This window comes from Phocaeicola sartorii JCM 17136 = DSM 21941, assembly GCF_054653615.1.
On sequence record NZ_BAAIFW010000006.1, the window covers coordinates 458,373 to 475,903 of the forward strand.

At 44.4% G+C, this 17,531-nt stretch carries 14 protein-coding genes and 1 pseudogene; 11 read left to right on the plus strand and 4 right to left on the minus strand.

Going from position 1 to position 17,531, the window contains the following annotated elements:
• Positions 1–25 precede the first annotated feature (25 nt).
• Genes ACYQ0C_RS18980 through ACYQ0C_RS18990 form a run of 3 tightly spaced genes read right to left on the minus strand, consistent with a single transcriptional unit; the run spans position 26 to position 1,215 of the window.
• Positions 26–436, minus strand: coding sequence for an RteC domain-containing protein (locus tag ACYQ0C_RS18980; RefSeq protein WP_007653837.1), 411 nt, complete (start codon positions 434–436; stop codon positions 26–28).
• Positions 399–638, minus strand: coding sequence for a hypothetical protein (locus ACYQ0C_RS18985; RefSeq protein WP_007653839.1), 240 nt, complete (start codon positions 636–638; stop codon positions 399–401). The genes ACYQ0C_RS18980 and ACYQ0C_RS18985 overlap by 38 nt, the downstream gene beginning before the upstream one ends.
• Before the next feature lie 10 nt (positions 639–648).
• On the minus strand, positions 649–1,215 hold the full coding sequence (locus ACYQ0C_RS18990) for a cysteine hydrolase family protein (protein ID WP_032942014.1): 567 nt from the start codon (positions 1,213–1,215) through the stop codon (positions 649–651).
• 128 nt (positions 1,216–1,343) lie between these two features.
• Here ACYQ0C_RS18990 and ACYQ0C_RS18995 point away from each other — a divergent pair, with 128 nt between their 5' ends.
• From ACYQ0C_RS18995 to ACYQ0C_RS19035, 9 genes and pseudogenes are all read left to right on the plus strand, one after another.
• On the plus strand, positions 1,344–1,679 hold the full coding sequence (locus ACYQ0C_RS18995; protein ID WP_007653850.1) for a winged helix-turn-helix transcriptional regulator: 336 nt from the start codon (positions 1,344–1,346) through the stop codon (positions 1,677–1,679).
• Positions 1,680–1,724: 45 nt separating this feature from the next.
• Positions 1,725–3,134 carry an ATP-binding protein gene (locus ACYQ0C_RS19000; protein WP_016277447.1) on the plus strand — a complete coding sequence of 470 codons (1,410 nt, stop codon included), beginning with the start codon at positions 1,725–1,727 and terminating at the stop codon, positions 3,132–3,134.
• A 9-nt stretch (positions 3,135–3,143) separates the two neighbouring features.
• Positions 3,144–3,788, plus strand: coding sequence for a hypothetical protein (locus tag ACYQ0C_RS19005; RefSeq protein WP_016277446.1), 645 nt, complete (start codon positions 3,144–3,146; stop codon positions 3,786–3,788).
• 298 nt (positions 3,789–4,086) lie between these two features.
• Positions 4,087–5,285: pseudogene (locus ACYQ0C_RS19010) on the plus strand (phage integrase SAM-like domain-containing protein).
• Positions 5,286–5,629: 344 nt separating this feature from the next.
• Entirely contained in the window at positions 5,630–6,511 is an 882-nt protein-coding gene (locus tag ACYQ0C_RS19015) for a hypothetical protein (RefSeq protein ID WP_016277444.1), read from the plus strand.
• Between the two features lie 1,390 nt (positions 6,512–7,901).
• Entirely contained in the window at positions 7,902–9,320 is a 1,419-nt protein-coding gene (locus ACYQ0C_RS19020) for a TlpA family protein disulfide reductase (protein ID WP_167330614.1), read from the plus strand.
• Positions 9,321–9,539: 219 nt separating this feature from the next.
• Positions 9,540–10,640, plus strand: coding sequence for a DUF3575 domain-containing protein (locus tag ACYQ0C_RS19025; RefSeq protein ID WP_167330613.1), 1,101 nt, complete (start codon positions 9,540–9,542; stop codon positions 10,638–10,640).
• Entirely contained in the window at positions 10,637–11,581 is a 945-nt protein-coding gene (locus ACYQ0C_RS19030; RefSeq protein ID WP_016277441.1) for a DUF5119 domain-containing protein, read from the plus strand. The genes ACYQ0C_RS19025 and ACYQ0C_RS19030 overlap by 4 nt, the downstream gene beginning before the upstream one ends.
• Before the next feature lie 44 nt (positions 11,582–11,625).
• Entirely contained in the window at positions 11,626–12,741 is a 1,116-nt protein-coding gene (locus ACYQ0C_RS19035; RefSeq protein WP_016277440.1) for a fimbrillin family protein, read from the plus strand.
• Here ACYQ0C_RS19035 and ACYQ0C_RS19040 read toward each other — a convergent pair.
• Positions 12,731–12,916 (minus strand): hypothetical protein, encoded by a 186-nt coding sequence (locus tag ACYQ0C_RS19040; RefSeq protein ID WP_016277439.1) that lies wholly within the window; start codon positions 12,914–12,916, stop codon positions 12,731–12,733. The genes ACYQ0C_RS19035 and ACYQ0C_RS19040 overlap by 11 nt on opposite strands.
• A gap of 329 nt (positions 12,917–13,245) precedes the next feature.
• Between ACYQ0C_RS19040 and ACYQ0C_RS19045 the strand changes: the two genes are divergently transcribed.
• Together ACYQ0C_RS19045 and ACYQ0C_RS19050 are read left to right on the plus strand one after the other, a co-directional pair.
• The gene (locus ACYQ0C_RS19045) at positions 13,246–14,592 is read left to right on the plus strand and encodes a clostripain-related cysteine peptidase (protein ID WP_016277438.1); all 1,347 of its coding nucleotides are present in this window, start codon (positions 13,246–13,248) and stop codon (positions 14,590–14,592) included.
• A gap of 59 nt (positions 14,593–14,651) precedes the next feature.
• Positions 14,652–17,291, plus strand: a complete 2,640-nt coding sequence (locus tag ACYQ0C_RS19050) for a fimbrillin family protein (RefSeq protein WP_016277437.1) — start codon at positions 14,652–14,654, stop codon at positions 17,289–17,291.
• Positions 17,292–17,531: the final 240 nt, after the last annotated feature.

A 17,531-nucleotide genomic window follows, 5' to 3' on the forward strand; every position in this document is an offset into this window, starting at 1 on the left:
CTATAAATAAATCGTAAGCCGTTGGTTATCTGTACCCCTTCTTGTCATGTTCCTTTTTGATAAGTTCTACCAATCCATTAAGAAACCCGGTCAGTTTGCCCGGCTTTCGTTTTATCACGTCCTCATGTTTTTGGTAACAGTCGCCTATCTTGATGTTGAACAGCCATTCAAAGGCTTTCGCCAAGTCCACCAAGTAGGCGGGCTTGCCGTTCTGATACACGATGTCTTTGGAGAGGAACAAACCGCTTACCATTTCCATGATGTTGATAAGGGTTGTCTTGTCAGCGAGGTAGAGAGGGGAAAGTGGTTGTGTATTAGAATGTGTCCTGAACTGTTCGGGATATTTAATTCGTAACCTTATAATATAAATTTCTGTATTTATTATTCCTATTGCTTCATCAATAAATTGCGTAAAGGGTATTTTCCTTTTGCCCAAATTGCATACGATACAATTTGAGCTTGTTTAATCCCATTGAATAAAAACGTAATAGGACTGCATAATCCTGTTCTACTGTACTTATTTCTACTAAATAAGCAGTCAATTCATTGATAGCATCTGTCAACTCTGCAACAGATGCTTTGTGTTGAGTATATTCAGACAATAACTGAAATATGCTCAATTCAAGGATTCTTTTCATTTTCTTTAATTTAAAGTGTCGTTAAACATGATTTTATGTACTCGTCAGTCGATATAATAGTGGCATAAAATGGTGTTAATGCAGCTAAAAAAATAGCTTGCACTTTTTCTGCTTCTACCTTAAAACCTTGAAATTCTAAATCTTTAGTAGCGCAAGCGTCCTGTATTATAGTGCATTTATATCCCAAGTCTTTAGCAGCTCTTACGGTAGCATCCACGCACATGTGTGTCATCATACCACAAATAACTACATCTGTGATATTTTTAGATTGTAACAAATTATTTAATTCTGTCTGATAAAAACTGTTCGGAGAATGTTTAATAATTATATCTTCGTTTTTTATCGGAGCAACACTGCTATGTATTTCTGCCCCTATAGTATCAGGTAGAAAAAAAGTTGCATCCTGTCTAGATGAAATATGCCGTATATATATAACTGGTAGGGAATTTAACCTAAAATAATGTATAAGTTTTTGCGCTTTTAATACAGCATCCAAACTGCCTACCAGTGGATATAATCCACCTTCAAAATAATCATTTTGGAGGTCTATAAGAATTAATGCTTTCTGTTTTTTCATTTTTATGCTTTTAATATTTCCCACAAAGTTAAATGTTTACTATCTTTGTATCAAGTATGTACAATTTAGTATGATACAGACTAAAAGGTATCGAATATTGATTATCAAATTAATGTGCTCAAATAAAAATGAATAAGAACATTAAAAAAGATATTTGTGTGCTTGATTTTGCTTTCCAACGGATAGGAGGGAAATATAAAGGACGTATTCTTTGGGCTCTGTCAAAACATACGGTTATGCGATATGGTGAACTGAGCCGTGAAATATCCGACATAAGTACAAAGATGCTCACACAAACCTTGAGAGAGTTGGAAATGGATAATTTGATTCATCGTGAAATGTATCCCCAAGTTCCCCCAAAAGTCGAATACTCTTTAACCAAGACAGGCAAGGAGCTTATTCCATTCATTAAATATTTGGTTGATTGGGGATATAAAAAAATGGCTGAAGAAAACGAGAATTGATTAATTTTCATAATAACTAATTTTGTATCATCGTCATAAAAACTTATGCTGAATACAGAAACCATACAATCACTCATTGACAGTGGAGAGGGCTACAATGTGGAGTTTAAAGTTCGTGTTCCTTCAAAGGTTCGTGAACTGACAGAGGAAATATGTGCTTTCGCCAATGCAGACGGAGGATATTTGCTTATTGGAGTAGATGATAACGGGCAAGTGGTAGATACTAACTTAGAAAACGATAAGCGTTCTGCTATTCAAGGTTCTATCAGCGAAATATCTCCTGCACTCCACTGTGAACTGTATTCCGTAAATATTGTGAATAAAACTGTTTGGGTGATTGATGTTCCGTCCGGCAAGGATAAACCTTATATATTCTCCGGTTCTATCTATGTCCGTGAGGGGGCAAACTCACAGAAACTTCGCACAGCCGAAGAAATGCGCAGCTTCTTTCAGGAGTGTAACAAAATCTTCTTCGACCATATACCCTGCCATTGGTTCAATATCTACACAGATGCAGATGAACAGATGATTAAGGATTTCCGAACAGAAGCAAAACTAAGTCCATCCACACCCGACAAACAAATATTTGAAAACTTGGAACTGTTTACCGAGAATGGAACGGCAAAGAACGGTGCAGCGATGTTCTTCGGCAAGCAACCTGAACGAAAGTTTCCACATGCTACCACAAGGTGTGTTCTTTTCAAGGGAACGAATAAAGTCTATATTATAGATGATAAAACATTCGGAGGTTCATTGTACCAGCAATACCTACAGGCTATAGCTTGGTTGGAAAGTAAACTGCAAGTAGCCTATAAAATAGAGGGAACAGGACCAAGAGAAGAAATTTGGGAAATACCTCTGACCGTATTTAAAGAAGCTATTATAAACGCTCTGTCACATCGTGATTACTATGAACAAGGTGCAAGCATTATGATAGAAATGTTTGACGACCGGGTAGAGATTTCCAATCCCGGAGGACTTCTGCCTGTTGTGGCTAAAGATTTCGGGCATAAAAGCATGACACGTAATCCGTTAATTTTCAGTTTATTTACCCGTATGCACTTAGTAGAAAGAGTTGCATCCGGTATTCCTCGTATGCAGGAAGCCATGAGGGAAGCAAATCTGCCTGAACCGGAATTCCATACAGAGGGGATGTTTACAGCAGTATTCAAACGCCAAATCTCTAACTCTGCCAACTATGACACAGTAAATGGCATAGTAAATGGCATAGTAAATGACATAGTAAATGACATAGTAAATGATACTATAAACGAGAATGAACAAGCTATTCTCAATCTATTGGTAACTACTCCCGGCTTAAATGCTTCTGAAATCAGTAAGCATATCAACAAAAGCTTAAGAACGACTATGCGATATATCAAGATTTTACAAGACAAAGGTTTGATAAAATTTAAAGGCGCGCCCAAAACTGGAGGATATTATATATTAATTTAATAGATATTTATGGAACAAAATTTTTTAGAATCAAATTTTTTACAAACTATTATAATGACAATAACTGTTTGTGTTACGGCTATTATCTATTGGAATAATAAAAGAAATGCACTTCAAGCAGCAGCAACTATATTGAAGCTTCAAATTCAGGATATTGAAGAAAATATTGAAACATTGAAAGCGGAAGCGATTGTAGGAAACAGTTTGTCAGAACAACCATTATATTATTCAAGAATTATTTTTGAAGAGAATAGTTGGTTAAAATATAATCACATGTTTGCTAATAAACTAAAAGCTTCCGATTTTGAAACAATAGATAAGTTTTTTAAAGTAGCTCAAGAAATTAAAACTCAACAGATTTTTATCAAAATGAAAATCCAAGATTCAATAAATACTAAATGCTCTTTTTATTATTTACAACAATATAATAGAATAAATCAAACAGTATCTGATATTAGAGAAAATAGAGAACAACTTTGTACATTTGATTTACAATATGCTAAAACTCTATACAATACTCCAGCTTTAAGTGTCGGAACATATATACATCAAGAATTATGTAATGGGTTAGAAAAAGGATTAAATAGATACCAAAAACTATCAGGAAGTATTGCTTTTCAAAAACTATGTGAAGTTGGCAAGATTATTCGTTAATACTTATTTGTTTTTTACTTCTTAATTACTATCTTTGTATTCAGAAATCGTACCCAAGATACAAACTAATGTCGAACGGTGCAAAGCTGTGAAAACCTTATTCAAGGGACTAACATCGTGATAAAGATATAACTTATTGAGAAATAGTGCTATACAAACCGATTTTCGGTTGCTGGTGGCACCACTTTAATAACCAGAGAGTTACTTACTAAAGTAACTCTCTTTTTTTGTCTATACCCTACCTGTTTCACCCATGATTTGAGCAGAAAGTTAAACCAAGAGTTAAACCAGTTTTCTTATGAATACTAACGTTAACATCTTGTGCTACAAGTCTAAAACATTATCAAACGGCGAGCATCCGCTCATGATTAGGGTCTGTAAGGATGGAAAGAAGAAGTACCAAAGTTTAGGAATTTCTGTTCATCCTGCTCATTGGGACTTCAAGAAGAACAAGCCCAAGAACAATTGCCCTAATAAAGAATACATTAACAAGATTATCGCAGACAAGTCTAATGAGTTCACGGAACAAGTAGTTAAACTAAAATCTGAACATAAAGATTTTACAGCCAACAGTTTAATAGATAACACTTCTAAGAAAGTTAAACCAAGAACTGTTGGAGATGTGTTTTTGGAGCAGTTACAACGTCTTGCAGACGAGAACAGGCGTGGCTATATGCTCTCTACCAAACAAGTTTATAACTCTCTTATGGAGTTCAACAAGCATTTGAATATCTACTTTTCTGACATGGATGTTACTTGGCTGAGAAGATATGAAACTTATCTAAGGAAGAAAGGACTTGCAGAGAACACAATTGGAATAAGGTTCAGAACGCTACGAGCCATGTACAATCTGGCGATTGAGGAGAACATTGTAAAAGCTGAACATTATCCATTCAACACCTTCAAGGTCTCCAAACTCCACAAAGAGACAGCTAAGCGAGCTATATCTAAAGAGGATGTAAACAGGATATTGGAATACCAATCCACCAATAAGTACATGAGGCTTCCCATAGACCTATTTGCATTCACTTATTATGTGGGGAGAATAAACTTTGTGAATATTGCCTATTTCACTAAAGAGAATCTTATTGATGGAAGATTGATTTACACCAGACGCAAGACCGGGAAGCTGATCAAGCTCCCTCTGCCCCCCAAGCCTTGGGCTTGATAGAAAGATACAGGAATGAAGACAATCCTTACTTGTTTCCAATTCTCTCCCCTAAACACAAGACTGAGCAACAGAGAGCAAACAGGGTACATAAGGTTATCTCCAAGGTCAACCAAAGGCTGAAAGAGATAGGAAAGGCTTTGGACATTCCTATAGACTTGACCACATACGTGGCAAGGCATAGCCAAGCAACTGTAATGAAGAAGGCTGGTGTTTCAACGGCTGTAATCCGTGAGATCATGGGGCATAGCTCTGAAAGAGTGACACAGATCTATCTTGACAGCTCCGACAATGAGCAGATAGACGAGGCGATGAAGAATCTACTCTAAACCAATAATTCTCCACTTGTAGCAATACAGGTGGGGATTATTCATTTGCTGACGTTAAGGGATGTGTTTATAATTTAACTAATCCGCACGGTTTTCAGATGAGACATGAAATTACCACTGAGAGGTTTGGACACTTCTAATAATATGCCTTACTTTACATTGTCGAAAGGTTCTTGATACCAGCCGACTGATCTTCTGATAAAGACTGTAGTACAATCTTATTTCACCTACGGAAGGCGTAGGTCACTAAAAGAAGACGAACAGCATATCTTTTAAATCAAAGTGAACAATAACGGTCATCCCCGCAAAGGCTGACTATTTATTTCCTTTAAAATTTAATTGATATGAATATAATTAATTTTGGGACGGAAACAGCCCCTAAGTGGCTCGCAGTAGCCACAGTTTCAATCAAGGGTGAAGAACAAGATATTATTCCGGCATTCACCGACTATTCCATCAAGCAGAAAGACTTTAGTAAAGATAAGGTTTATACAGCAATGGATAAATCTAAAATTTTACCTACCATTTTCTGTTTAACAGATGCGGAAGTGTTCATTAAGGAAAATGTTAAGCTATTCGACTACAATGGTCAAGAGATTGATGGACTTCCCGAAGGAGCACCACGAATATTAGTCTGTCTTGACAAGCCGGATAACATCAATCTTTGGAGCTTAGATATTCCGATCAAAGCAGAAATAGTGGAGTGTGACAGCGTAGCTGATGCTTATCAACGGGTGGCAACGACAGCATATCTATCCCAATGCCCATCAAAGGATGATTGGATAGGACTTGCCGGAATCGTTTCCAAAGATGAGCTTCTGTTGCAGATTAAAAAGTTCAGCAATAGTTTTGGAATGAACGGCACGGCCGCACAAGGTTATTTTGGTTTAGATACCACAACTTCCTTAATGCAAAGCAAGGCAATTGTAACAAGTACTCTGCTGCCAAAGGGAGAGCACCGAACATACAGCCAAGCTGAAATTTTAATGAAAGCCACCGTCCAAGCATTTGGAGCAAAAGCAGCCAAACAGACCAGATACATCAAAGCCATTAATTATTGCATTTCACAATACGGTTTTGATAGAATCTGTGAGGCTCTTAACAATATTGAAGCTGACGAGAAACTTAAATTGGATGCTTCCAAATGTGAGGATAAAGTTCAATGCCTTCAAGGAATTATCATTGAGCAGGTGCATATACTGCACAAAAATTCCAACAATAATTAATTAAGTCAAATAAGGTTGTACATAAAATAAATGAAGGGGGGATCGAACTAATTATAGATAATCCTGTCTGTGGCCACTAGTGTCGTATTCCTATTTCTTACCCGCAAAGACCACCTTTTGTCCCCGGCTGCGCAAGGCGATCCTTTGGACAGGTTGACTGAAAAAATCATCCTCGCTTCGCGAGGGCACTGGAAAATAAGGACTTTTTCAGATTCCTTTCGATTGAGTCCTAAAAAATGAGTTCTCCAAATCCCTATTCTCGGATTTGGAGAACTTTTTGTTTTTATACACCTATGATGTTCATAGTGTGATGTTGTTTTTATGAACTAATTTGCTGTTATACACAAAACAGAGGACTGATTTATATTCGAGACTGGAAAAACGATGTCATCAAATATCATCAAAAGTCATCAGATGCCACCGATCATCCATCTTAAATATTCATTATCCAATACGATGTTCCATAGCATTATCCAAGAGTTTTGATAATAGAGTCGAAAATGAAATAAGAATACAGTTTTGAATCCAGAGAACTTTTTGTTCTATGGAAACAGGATTGTCACTGAAAACTCAGCTATACTCTGTTCTTTTCCAAGTTCATGTAAGGAACATGGTGTCAACCCAAAAGAATGGCAGAACGATGTGGTCGGCAAACGTCCTTATTATCTTGCTCTAAAATTCAATAAAAACTTGAAAGAACTGTTTCTGGATATATGGAGAAAACAATCGGGACAGTTCCGGAAAAAAACGAGATAGTGTGGGGATAATACTTAAAAATCACTCTAATAGACAAAATTGGAATGTCTTTATTAACTAATACATTTTTTGAATAAGAGAACACACTAGATGTATTAACTCAACTGCTTACTGTACATTATGCAATGCCGATATATTGATGATAAGGAGAACCAAGACAGCCGAAATAAACATACCTCCATGATAAGGAAGTTTATCGGGTATTTACACTAAAAGAGGAGCAAATAGTCAAATATATATTGTCATTCATCCTGACTTTTATAGATAAAAAGCAGACCCTTGAAAAACAGATACTTGTACAATATGCATCCTTGTACATTAAGCCCTCTTTTCTCTTTTGAACGAAAGGATCTTTTGTTTGTACGATACGGACCACACCTTTCTTCGCGATTATCGACTTTTGTGTTAAAATCAATTGTGTGTTGAAAGGTCAGACCAAGTATCCGCAGTTATTATTGTTCTTTTCCGGTGGAATTTTTTTATGATTTTAACTGCGGATTCATTCTGGATACAAGATGTTTCTTGGAGGATTCAGTCGCCTGAAAAGAATCAACGCCGATATGTCGAATCTGGGATAACAATATTGGGTGTTATCCTTTACATGGAATATAAAATATGAGATTAAAGTATGAGTATGAATGATAGAAAAATAGACAGAATCCCTTACGGATGTTCGGGTATATCAGTTATAATTGTTGTCATCATTAGCGTTTTATTTTATAAAAGGTGTTTTTGTGACGATGACATCCTGCTTACCGGAAAGCTAAAAAATCTTGAGGCCGGTGAGTTATTGCTGTTCTCGGAGAACAACGAGGAAGCTGACAGCATCCCGGTGGGTACGGATGGCACTTTCGTGTGCCGTTTCGCTATGGATGAACCGCCCGGGGTCTATATGCTGTATATACCACAGACCTCGACATCCGTTTATCTATATTTACGAAAAGGCGCCCGGGTACATGTCATGTCTGACCCGGCACAAGCCGGTCAGTATCCGAGAATATGTGGGAATGTTGCCAATGAATGCGAGATAGTCCGTAAAATGAACGAGGAGTTCATCCCCAGAGACCCGGAAGAGATAGCCCGGATGAGTTTCCCTGAATACAGGAAGGGAATTATGGAGGAATACACAAAGATCACCGAGTTGCTGGAAAAGGTCAAAGACAAGGATTTTGTGAATTCCGTCACGAAAGAGCTGAACGCACGCAAGGATTATCATCTCTATTGTTACCGTGCCAGTTACAAACTTTATGTCTCGCCCGAAGGCGATGTGCCGGATGAGATGTTCCGGAAATTCGCGGAAGGAATAGACCTGGACAAACCGGAGAATGCCAGAAGCGGACTGACGAACCTTGTACTGGTTTGGGATTTGCAGGCCGCGGGGAAGCCACGCTCAGATATCAACATACTGTATGAATTACGGAGAAGGGTGTCCAACCAGGAAGTGCTGGACTATATATCCGAGCGTTGTCTCGGCTCCTCTCTGGTCAACGAGACTTCCATAAAAAATTTGGAGGAGGTTTATACGCTTTTTACCCGTACATGCAGGGACAGTAAAATGTTGCAGGACATGGGACGTAAATATGAATCCGCCATAAAGGCGCTGCACGACCTTTCTCGGGGGAAAGAGCTGCTTGACATAGAAATGGAGGACCGGTATGGCAACAGGACCAGTATCTCCGCCCTGAAGGGCAGGGTACGGTATGTTGACGTGTGGGCCTCATGGTGCGGCCCCTGCCGCCGGGAAATTCCCTTTCTTGAGAAATTGGTGGAAAGGCGCCGCAAGGACGGACATCTGGAAATCATAGGTCTTTCCATTGACGAGGACAGGAATGCATGGCTGAAGAATGCCCCGTCTGACCGTCCCGGATGGAAACAGTACAGGGCGACGGAACATTCACGCAAAATGCTGGAGGATGAATACGGCATCACCGCCATCCCGCGCTTCATGCTGTTTGATGAGAATGACAGGATTATTGACGTACACGCCCCGTTTCCTTCCGATACAGAAATCGATATCATGTTGCGGGATTATTTGGTTCCGGAGGAGAGATGAGGCGGTATTGAACCATAAAAAACAAATCTTATGAAAACAAACAGGAGACTTATTCGTACAGTGTCGCTTCTGGCCTTTCTTTTAATCCCCATACCCCTCTTACCTTCAGGGGACAGTCTGCGGGCCTTCGTTTATTTTGACCGTGGAAGTTCCACGTTGGAATCCATCCTGCATGACAATGCCAGGGAACTGGAGAGCTTCGTGTCAAGCATACGTTTCGTGGGAAAGCGGGTCCCGTGTCACCCGCGGCATATCCGCATCATTTCAGGTTCCTCCGTCGAGGGAAATCCGGCCCTCAACGAGAGACTGTCCTGGCAGCGTGCCATCCAAATCCGTTCATACCTTCAGGAACGCCTCTCTTTCCCGGATTCACTGTTCGTCTTGTCAAGCCGTGGCGAGGATTGGGACGGTTTGTATCGTCTGGTCGTGGATTCCGACCTCCCTTGCCGTGGCGAGATTCTTACCGTCCTGAATGAAATCATGGGAGAAGCGGATCGCGGTGACATGACGAAAGAAAAGCTTAAAAGTCAGCTCATGATGCTGCATGAGGGACGCGTATGGCATTATATGCTCAGACACTTCATGCCGGAATTGCGCCGGGGCATAATCGTATGCGAGTTTGAAGAGGCGCAGCCCGCCCACTCCCCAACCATCCAGATACGGGAGGGAAAAACACAAGAGGGGGCATCCCCCATACGGGAGTTCGTCGGTGCTGTCCCCGACACGGTAATCCCACCGCGTGGTGGCATGCATTCAGGAATACCGGAAAATACACACGGACATTGTCGTATGGCCCTGAAAAGCAATCTGCTCTATGATATCGCCCTCGTGCCCAATATCGGCCTGGAATACGCCCTTGGCAGGGGATGGAGCGTAGGGTGCGGCTGGCAATATGCCTGGTGGAAAAATGACAGGCGTCACGATTACTGGCGTGTTTACGGTGGAGAGCTGGAGATCCGCAAGTATTTCGGCGCACATGTGGCAGAAAAAGCGTTTGCCGGACATCATGCCGGACTTTACCTGCAAGCCCTGACTTATGATTTTGAATTGGGCGGACCGGGATATTTAAGCAGGTTCAGCTACGGCGGCGGTTTCGAATACGGCTATTCCCTTTCCCTCCACCGCCAGCTCAGACTTGATTTCAGTATCGGCATCGGCTGTCTGTCCGGCAGATACGAACAGTATACTCCGGCTGACAGCCATTATGTCTGGGAACGGACCGGCATGCACTACTGGTTCGGGCCGACCAGGGCCGGGATCTCATTGCTGTGGCTGCCCGGAAACGGGTGCCGCAAATCAAGAAAGGGAGGTGTATTATGAGATTTTTCCGTAATCTGTCCGTCCTTCTTTTCTCTCCGCTGGGAATTCTCGTGTTCCTGCTCGCTTCCTGTGAGCATAAAGAACTTTGTTATGACCATTCCCACACGGTCGATGTGCGTGTCGTCCTCGACTGGAAGAATGCAGCGGAAGCCAGTCCGTCAAGCATGCGACTCTATCTGTTTCCTCAAGACGGGGGGGATGTCCTTTCATACGGGCTTGCCGACTGTCGTGGTGGAAATATCACTGTACCCACCGGTTGTTACAAGATCTTGTGCCTGAACAGTGACACCAGGTCCATTCTCTATCGCAACATCGGCCGGTTTACGGATTTTGAGGCTTATACCGTCAATGATGTTCTGGTACGTCGTTCCGCTTCTACGCCGCGCGCCGACGGGACACAGGAGGAACGTGTCGCCAGATCCCCCGACAGGCTCTGGTGCGCCCGTGCGGACGGGGTCTGTATCGGAGAATCCGACAGGCTTCTTACGCTTTACCCGGAAGAAGCCGTATGCCGGTACCGGTTGGAAATCAGACATGTGGAAAACCTGAAACACATCGCCCCGGATGGCATAAGCGGAGCTCTCTCTGGCATGTCCGGAGGTTTGTTTGCCGGCAGGGGAGTCACCGGCACGGAAGTCGTCACCGTGCCCTTTGGAATCATCCGCGGGGACTCAACCACGCTGACCGCCGATTTCCTATGTTTTGGCTGTCCCCCTCCACCGGGGAAAAAGCACATACTGACCGTCTATGCCTTTTTGGCTGACGGCGGCAAATACTATTATTCCTATGATGTGACCTCCCGTATTCACACTGCGAAGGATCCCCGGGATGTCCCCATAATAATTGACAGCCTCCATCTGCCCAGACCGATTACCAATGGCGGCGGTTTCCGCCCCAGTGTGGACGAATGGCAAAACATGAACATTGATATCCCCATGTAAACATGCATGTATAATAAGAACATATTCATTTAACTATTTATCTTATGAAAACGAAACTTTTATTTGGAGTCCTGGCTACAGCAGCCCTGGCTTCCTGTAACAACGACGATGTGGTGAAGGTAAACAACGGGAAGGGTATCTTTTTCCGCACCTCATTGGACAATCCTGTCACACGTGCCAACACGATATCGCAGAGCAACCTGGACGTGTTCTATGTCACGGCGGTCGGTAGTGAGCCCGTCCTGATGACACACAACGGGGTAAGATCGACGGATGGGGGGAACACATGGAATTGTGACCGCGTATATTTCTGGCCGGATTACCGTGTGAGATTCTTCGCTTATTCCCATCTGGACACCACACTGGTGAAAATAGACAACGTATCCCAAAAAATCCTTGGATTCGAACCCGCCCATACGGTATCCGGACAAAAGGACCTTGTGGTCTCCTATAACAGCGGGACACGGGAAGCGAACGAGGCGGGAGGCGTGGCCATGAATTTTAAACATGCCCTCTCGCAAATAGAGCTCAGGGCCAAGTGCTCGAACAGCAACATAAAAATCAATGTCCGGGGTGTGAAACTTGCGAACGTGGCCACAAAGGGCGATTTCACGTTTCCTGACGAGGTGACCGACGCCAGCTATGTATTGAGGCAGGAAAAATGGGACAATCTGAAGGGGGGTGACGCCCCTTCCCGGGCTTATGTGATAAGGGGTGACGAGTTTTCCCTGACGGGTGACGCCGAATCCCTCATGTTCGGAAATGACAATTTCATGCTGCTCCCGCAAAAACAACACAAGTGGAATGCCACCAGAGACACCACCGGCGTTTATATTTCCGTGCTGTGCCAGATTTTCAACGTGGATGGCGACAACAAGACACAACTTTTCCCGAAAACGGCCGGACTGTTCGGTTTCGCGGCCGTACCCGTTGAAATAGACTGGCAACCAGGTAAGAAATATATCTATACACTAGACTTCTGCAGTGAGGGGGGAGGAGCCGGAAAGCCCGATCCGGATCCACAGGACCCCACCAACCCCAAGGATCCGCTGATCGATCCCGATCCCGCGGTTCCGGGTAAGGACATTCTGGGAAAACCTATCAGGTTCACGGTGACGGTCGAAGAATGGGGTGAGGAGGACAGTGATATCAGGATGTGATAATTATTCCATCCGCGTTGCCGAACGGGCATCCCGGTGAAATACCGGGTGTCCGTTCCACGCATGGCATAGCCGGACTTTGGGAAACGCTGGTACCCTTTTTGTTCCCCTCATTCAAGTCCGTTTCTCCAAGGCGCTTGACGTTACCTTGAGACCATACGCCCTCCCTAGCCATGACAAAAAATATTTTTAGGGCATATTGGTCCTATTGCCTTGTCCAAAAGAGAAGACAATGTGAAAATGGCTGTCAGTCCTGAACCGATATGACCTTTTGGGGAGGGATGTTGGGAAAGCCCATAAGATGTAGCGGGTTTTGCGGGCGTCTTGAACCGGTTATACGGGCGGACAGTCCAAGTCAATTATACCGACACATACCGCAAAAGCGATCATGATAATATGGTAGGTGCAAGGCGTCACTGTTTCCGGGGATTGAGTCTATTTCCCTACCCGCATTTTAGTGCCGGTTATCTCAATTTTCATCGTATCAATAAAAAAAGAAGAAAAATGAAAAGAATATCTGACGGAATTCTTTATTCCTTATCGTTGGCGCTTCTCGTGCTCGTGTCCTGTGACAGGCATGAGAACAACGGAGACATTTGTCCTACGGGACCGGATGCGGACTACACGGTCATGATGTATGGTTGTGGAGGCGGTGATCTGGATGAAAATATGATATATAATCTGGAACAGACGGAAAGTTACGGCTATACGCCGCGCGTCCATTTTTCCGCCAAATTGAAGTTCTCCAGAGAGTTACAGGAGGAAGCGGGCGCTTATGGAGGCACCCGCCTTTTTACGCTGACAGAGAACGGTCTGGAAAATGAATGTGTGGCCGACCGGGAGTTCCGTCTGGACGATCCGCGGAATATCGCCGACTACATCCTTGATACCCGACGGCGTCTGCCCGCCAAACATTATGTCCTGATTTTGTGGAACCATGGGGACGGATTCAGTATCGGGGACCAGCCGGTGGAGAAAAATTATCCGTCAGAGGCGGGCACACGTGGTGTCGCCTTCGATGACAACACGAACGAGAATATCTCCATTTTTGAACTGGAAGAGGGGCTGAGACGTGCCGGGGTGAAAATGGACCTGATATATTGGGACGCGTGCCTGATGAACATGCTCGAAAACCTGTACCAGATAAAGGAGCGTGCCGCCTATACGCTGGGTTCGGCGCACCTCGTCCCGGGAATAGGAGGAAATTACGCGCAGCTAATGCATGCGTTGGACAACCATCCCGTCCTGCTGGAGGCGATGCGGGAATACGTTCCCGCCACCGTGGCGCATTGGGGGAACGTGCTGGGGGAGGATGACGGCAGGGACCTCACCCTTTGTAACATGGAGTATATTGACGGGGTCGTACAGGATGCAAAGGAGTACGTGGACGAGTTCTTGCGACTGCGTGGCGGAATGGAGGCGGACAGCGAGGAGGAGATGTATTTCCAGAAAATAAACGGAACGCTCCAACCGCATTATCATTCTGACGAAGGGGTTCTTTATTTCTTTCACAATGACGAGGATGAATTTGTTCCGAGCGCCGACATGTATTCCGCTTTCACACGCATAGGCAACCGTCTCATGTCCGGCAGGCTTTCGGCGATAACCACCCGAATGCGTATAGCGTTGGGACGAATGATTCCCGTGAGCGCCTGTCATGGAATTCCTGACTATATGGACAGGGTAAGCGTCGGGATATCATGGATGGAGCGGGATGATTTCATGTCTGCCGATCAAAGTCATGCCGTTCCATCGCTGGACAAATTGTATCCTCTGTTGAATTTCGACAGGGCGACAGGATGGAGCCGCTTTTTAAGAGACAATGTGATGAGAAAGTCATTTACAGAATAAGAACGATACTTCCATATATGCGAATATTTTCCATAAAATTAAAACAATACCATTTTACCATGAGACATTTCTCGTTTATATATGACATCCTTTGGAAAGCAGGATTTTGTTTGCCGGTCTGCGTCTGTCTGTGCGTGCTCTCCTGTTCCGATGAACTGGAACATCCTTCCCGTTCCTCCCGCGTCTCGTTCAACCCGAGCGTTCGGTATTCGTGCCTCTCCGTGTCCCGTGGGGCTGTGGACACCTTCCCCGGAACCACCGTCCCTTTGACGACCGATGACGGGAATGGTATTTTCCTGCATACATCTTACACGGACGGCATCGTTCCCGTCCCGGCGCAAGCGGGCGGTGATGGCACGTCCGTTACCCGTGGCACCCCCATAAAGGGGGACAACATGTACGCCACCTTCGGCGTATCCGCCTATGCCTATACCGGCCCATGGAATGAAAATTGTCACCCCAATTTTATGTATGACATCCCCGTAACCAGATCCGGGGACTCCTGGGCTCCCTCCTCCGATTATTATTGGCCCGGAGAAACGTACAAGACAAGGTTCTTTGCGTATGCCCCGAGAGGAAATGCGGCCTACCGGTTGTCAGGGCAGGTCGCCGGTGCCCCCACCATAGCCTGCACCATACCTGCCGATGTCGCGGAACAGGAGGATCTGCTTGTCGCGGGTACGGGGGAGCTGGACGGAAACTCCAACTCCGTCGTAAACCTCACATTCCAACATGCCCTTACCGCCGTCAAATTCGTCTGCGGCAGTGACATGCAGCCCGGAACGGTAAAAAGCGTGGTTTTGAGAAATGTCTGTTCGGGTGGCGTTTATAACATGGAGACCGGAGAATGGAGCGATACAGGAGGGACGGCCTCCTTCTCCCAAACACTTGACCGGCAGACTAACGGAACGGAAGGGGATACTATCACCTTCGAGCCGCAGACCTTCATGATGATTCCACAGACACTTCCCGACAGTGCGGCGGTCGAAATAGTTTTCAATGACGGAAAAATAGACCGTACATTGAAAGCCAGTATCAAGAATAGCGTATGGCCGAAAGGCAAGACCGTCACTTACAGAATCTCCACCAGTTCCATCAACTGGAGATACATTCTGGATGTTACAGCCCCGAAAGACATGGAATATTATGGCGGCAGCCAAAACTACAGTGTCTCCAGCTATAGGGAAAACGCAAGCGGGGTCAGGGAACCCGTTCCATGGAATGCGGTATATTCCACGGACGGAGGGATAACTTGGATGCCGACAAAACCCGAATGGCTGGCAACCTTTACGGCGGAGGGTGACGGCGGTATCACCGCAACCTCCTACAGCGTATCCGTTTGCTCCCAGACAATCAGCCCCCAGACTGTGAGGGACAACGCGCATATCCGGAACTTGCAAGACGCCCCGAGCAGGGGAACCGCCGGACGGCCATACAACCTGTCGAACAGCAACGGGGATAGGGATGTGGAGAATACCGCAAACTGCTACATTGTCGGTGCGCCGGGTGTATACTCTCTCCCACTGGTATATGGCAACGCCATCAAAGAAGGGAAACCCAATGAACCGGCTTATCGTTCGAATAAGTTGAATAACAGGATGTTGGGCAACTTCCTGAATCATCGAGGTGATATAACCGATCCCTATATCAACAACAATACTGGGTGCGAGGCGAAAAGCGCCGAACTTGTCTGGCAGGACGCGATGGACCTGCTGGCTGACGTGGAATTGGAGGGCAGCGGAGAATCCGCCTACGTCTCTTTTAGTGTAAACAAGACGACAATCCAGCAAGGCAACGCAGTGATAGCCGTAAAGGACGCCGGAGGGACAGTCCTATGGTCCTGGCACATCTGGGTAACTGACAGGGATATGACCGGGACCAAGGAAATCACCAACTACCAGGGAACAAAATATGAGTTAATGCCTGTCGATTTAGGATGGTGTGATGGTGGAAACATAATTTACGAGGCACGGAACGTGAAAGTAAAATTCACACAGGGAGAAGCCGGTGAGACAAAAATCATCATGATCTCCCAAAAAAGGCATGAGGAGATCCTGAACGGAAACGCGCCTTACTATCAATGGGGACGTAAAGATCCTTTTCCACCGTCAGTCGGAAAGGGAAGCGTTACCAATAAAACGTGGTATGACGCGGAGGGAAAAGCCTCCAGTCTTGCTCCTAAAGTGTCCGCTTTTCAAACGGGCAAGGGATGTATCACTGACGGCATTCAAAATCCCGCAGTGATGAACAAGAATATGTATATGACCAATGTCTTTTATAATCTGTGGGATGCCAGTTGCTCTGCAAATGTCGATCAGGACAGCCGTCTTGTAAAAACTATCTATGATCCTACCCCCGTTGGTTTTCATTTGCCCAACAGGATGACATTTACCGGCTTCGTCGCTGGAGGTAAAGCCGGCTCGAATATAAAGGGCTTTTGGGATTCAGCTTTACACGGTTGGTATTTTTATTGCAATTCAAGAAAAGAGGAAACCGTTTTTTTCCCGGTTCTAGGGCGTAGACTAAATAATGGTAAAGTCGAAAACACCAAACCACTTCAAACTCGTTGGTTGGCCAGTGCGGCCACTGAAGCATTAGGAGGAGTTCTCTCTTTTCCAAAAAAATCAAGCGGTTCTCTGAATCCTCGTCATTCGGGCTACAGCGGAGAGGGAGTTGTCATTCGTGCGGTCAGAGAATAAAGGCTTGTCATATATTAGTCAGCCTTAGTAATTATAGGTGATATAAAGACCTTATTGTTCCTTTGGCCGGCAGCGTTGGTCTTTTTTCTGACAGACACCTTGGCGCAGAAGAAAAAAACGATAATTCATCCTGTAGTAGTACGGGAACGGATTCCTGTTTCCGGTTGTATTTCAAAAATATTACAGGGGATTATGGGATCCGTACTTTTCACGGTACCAGATTGCACGATTCATAAATTG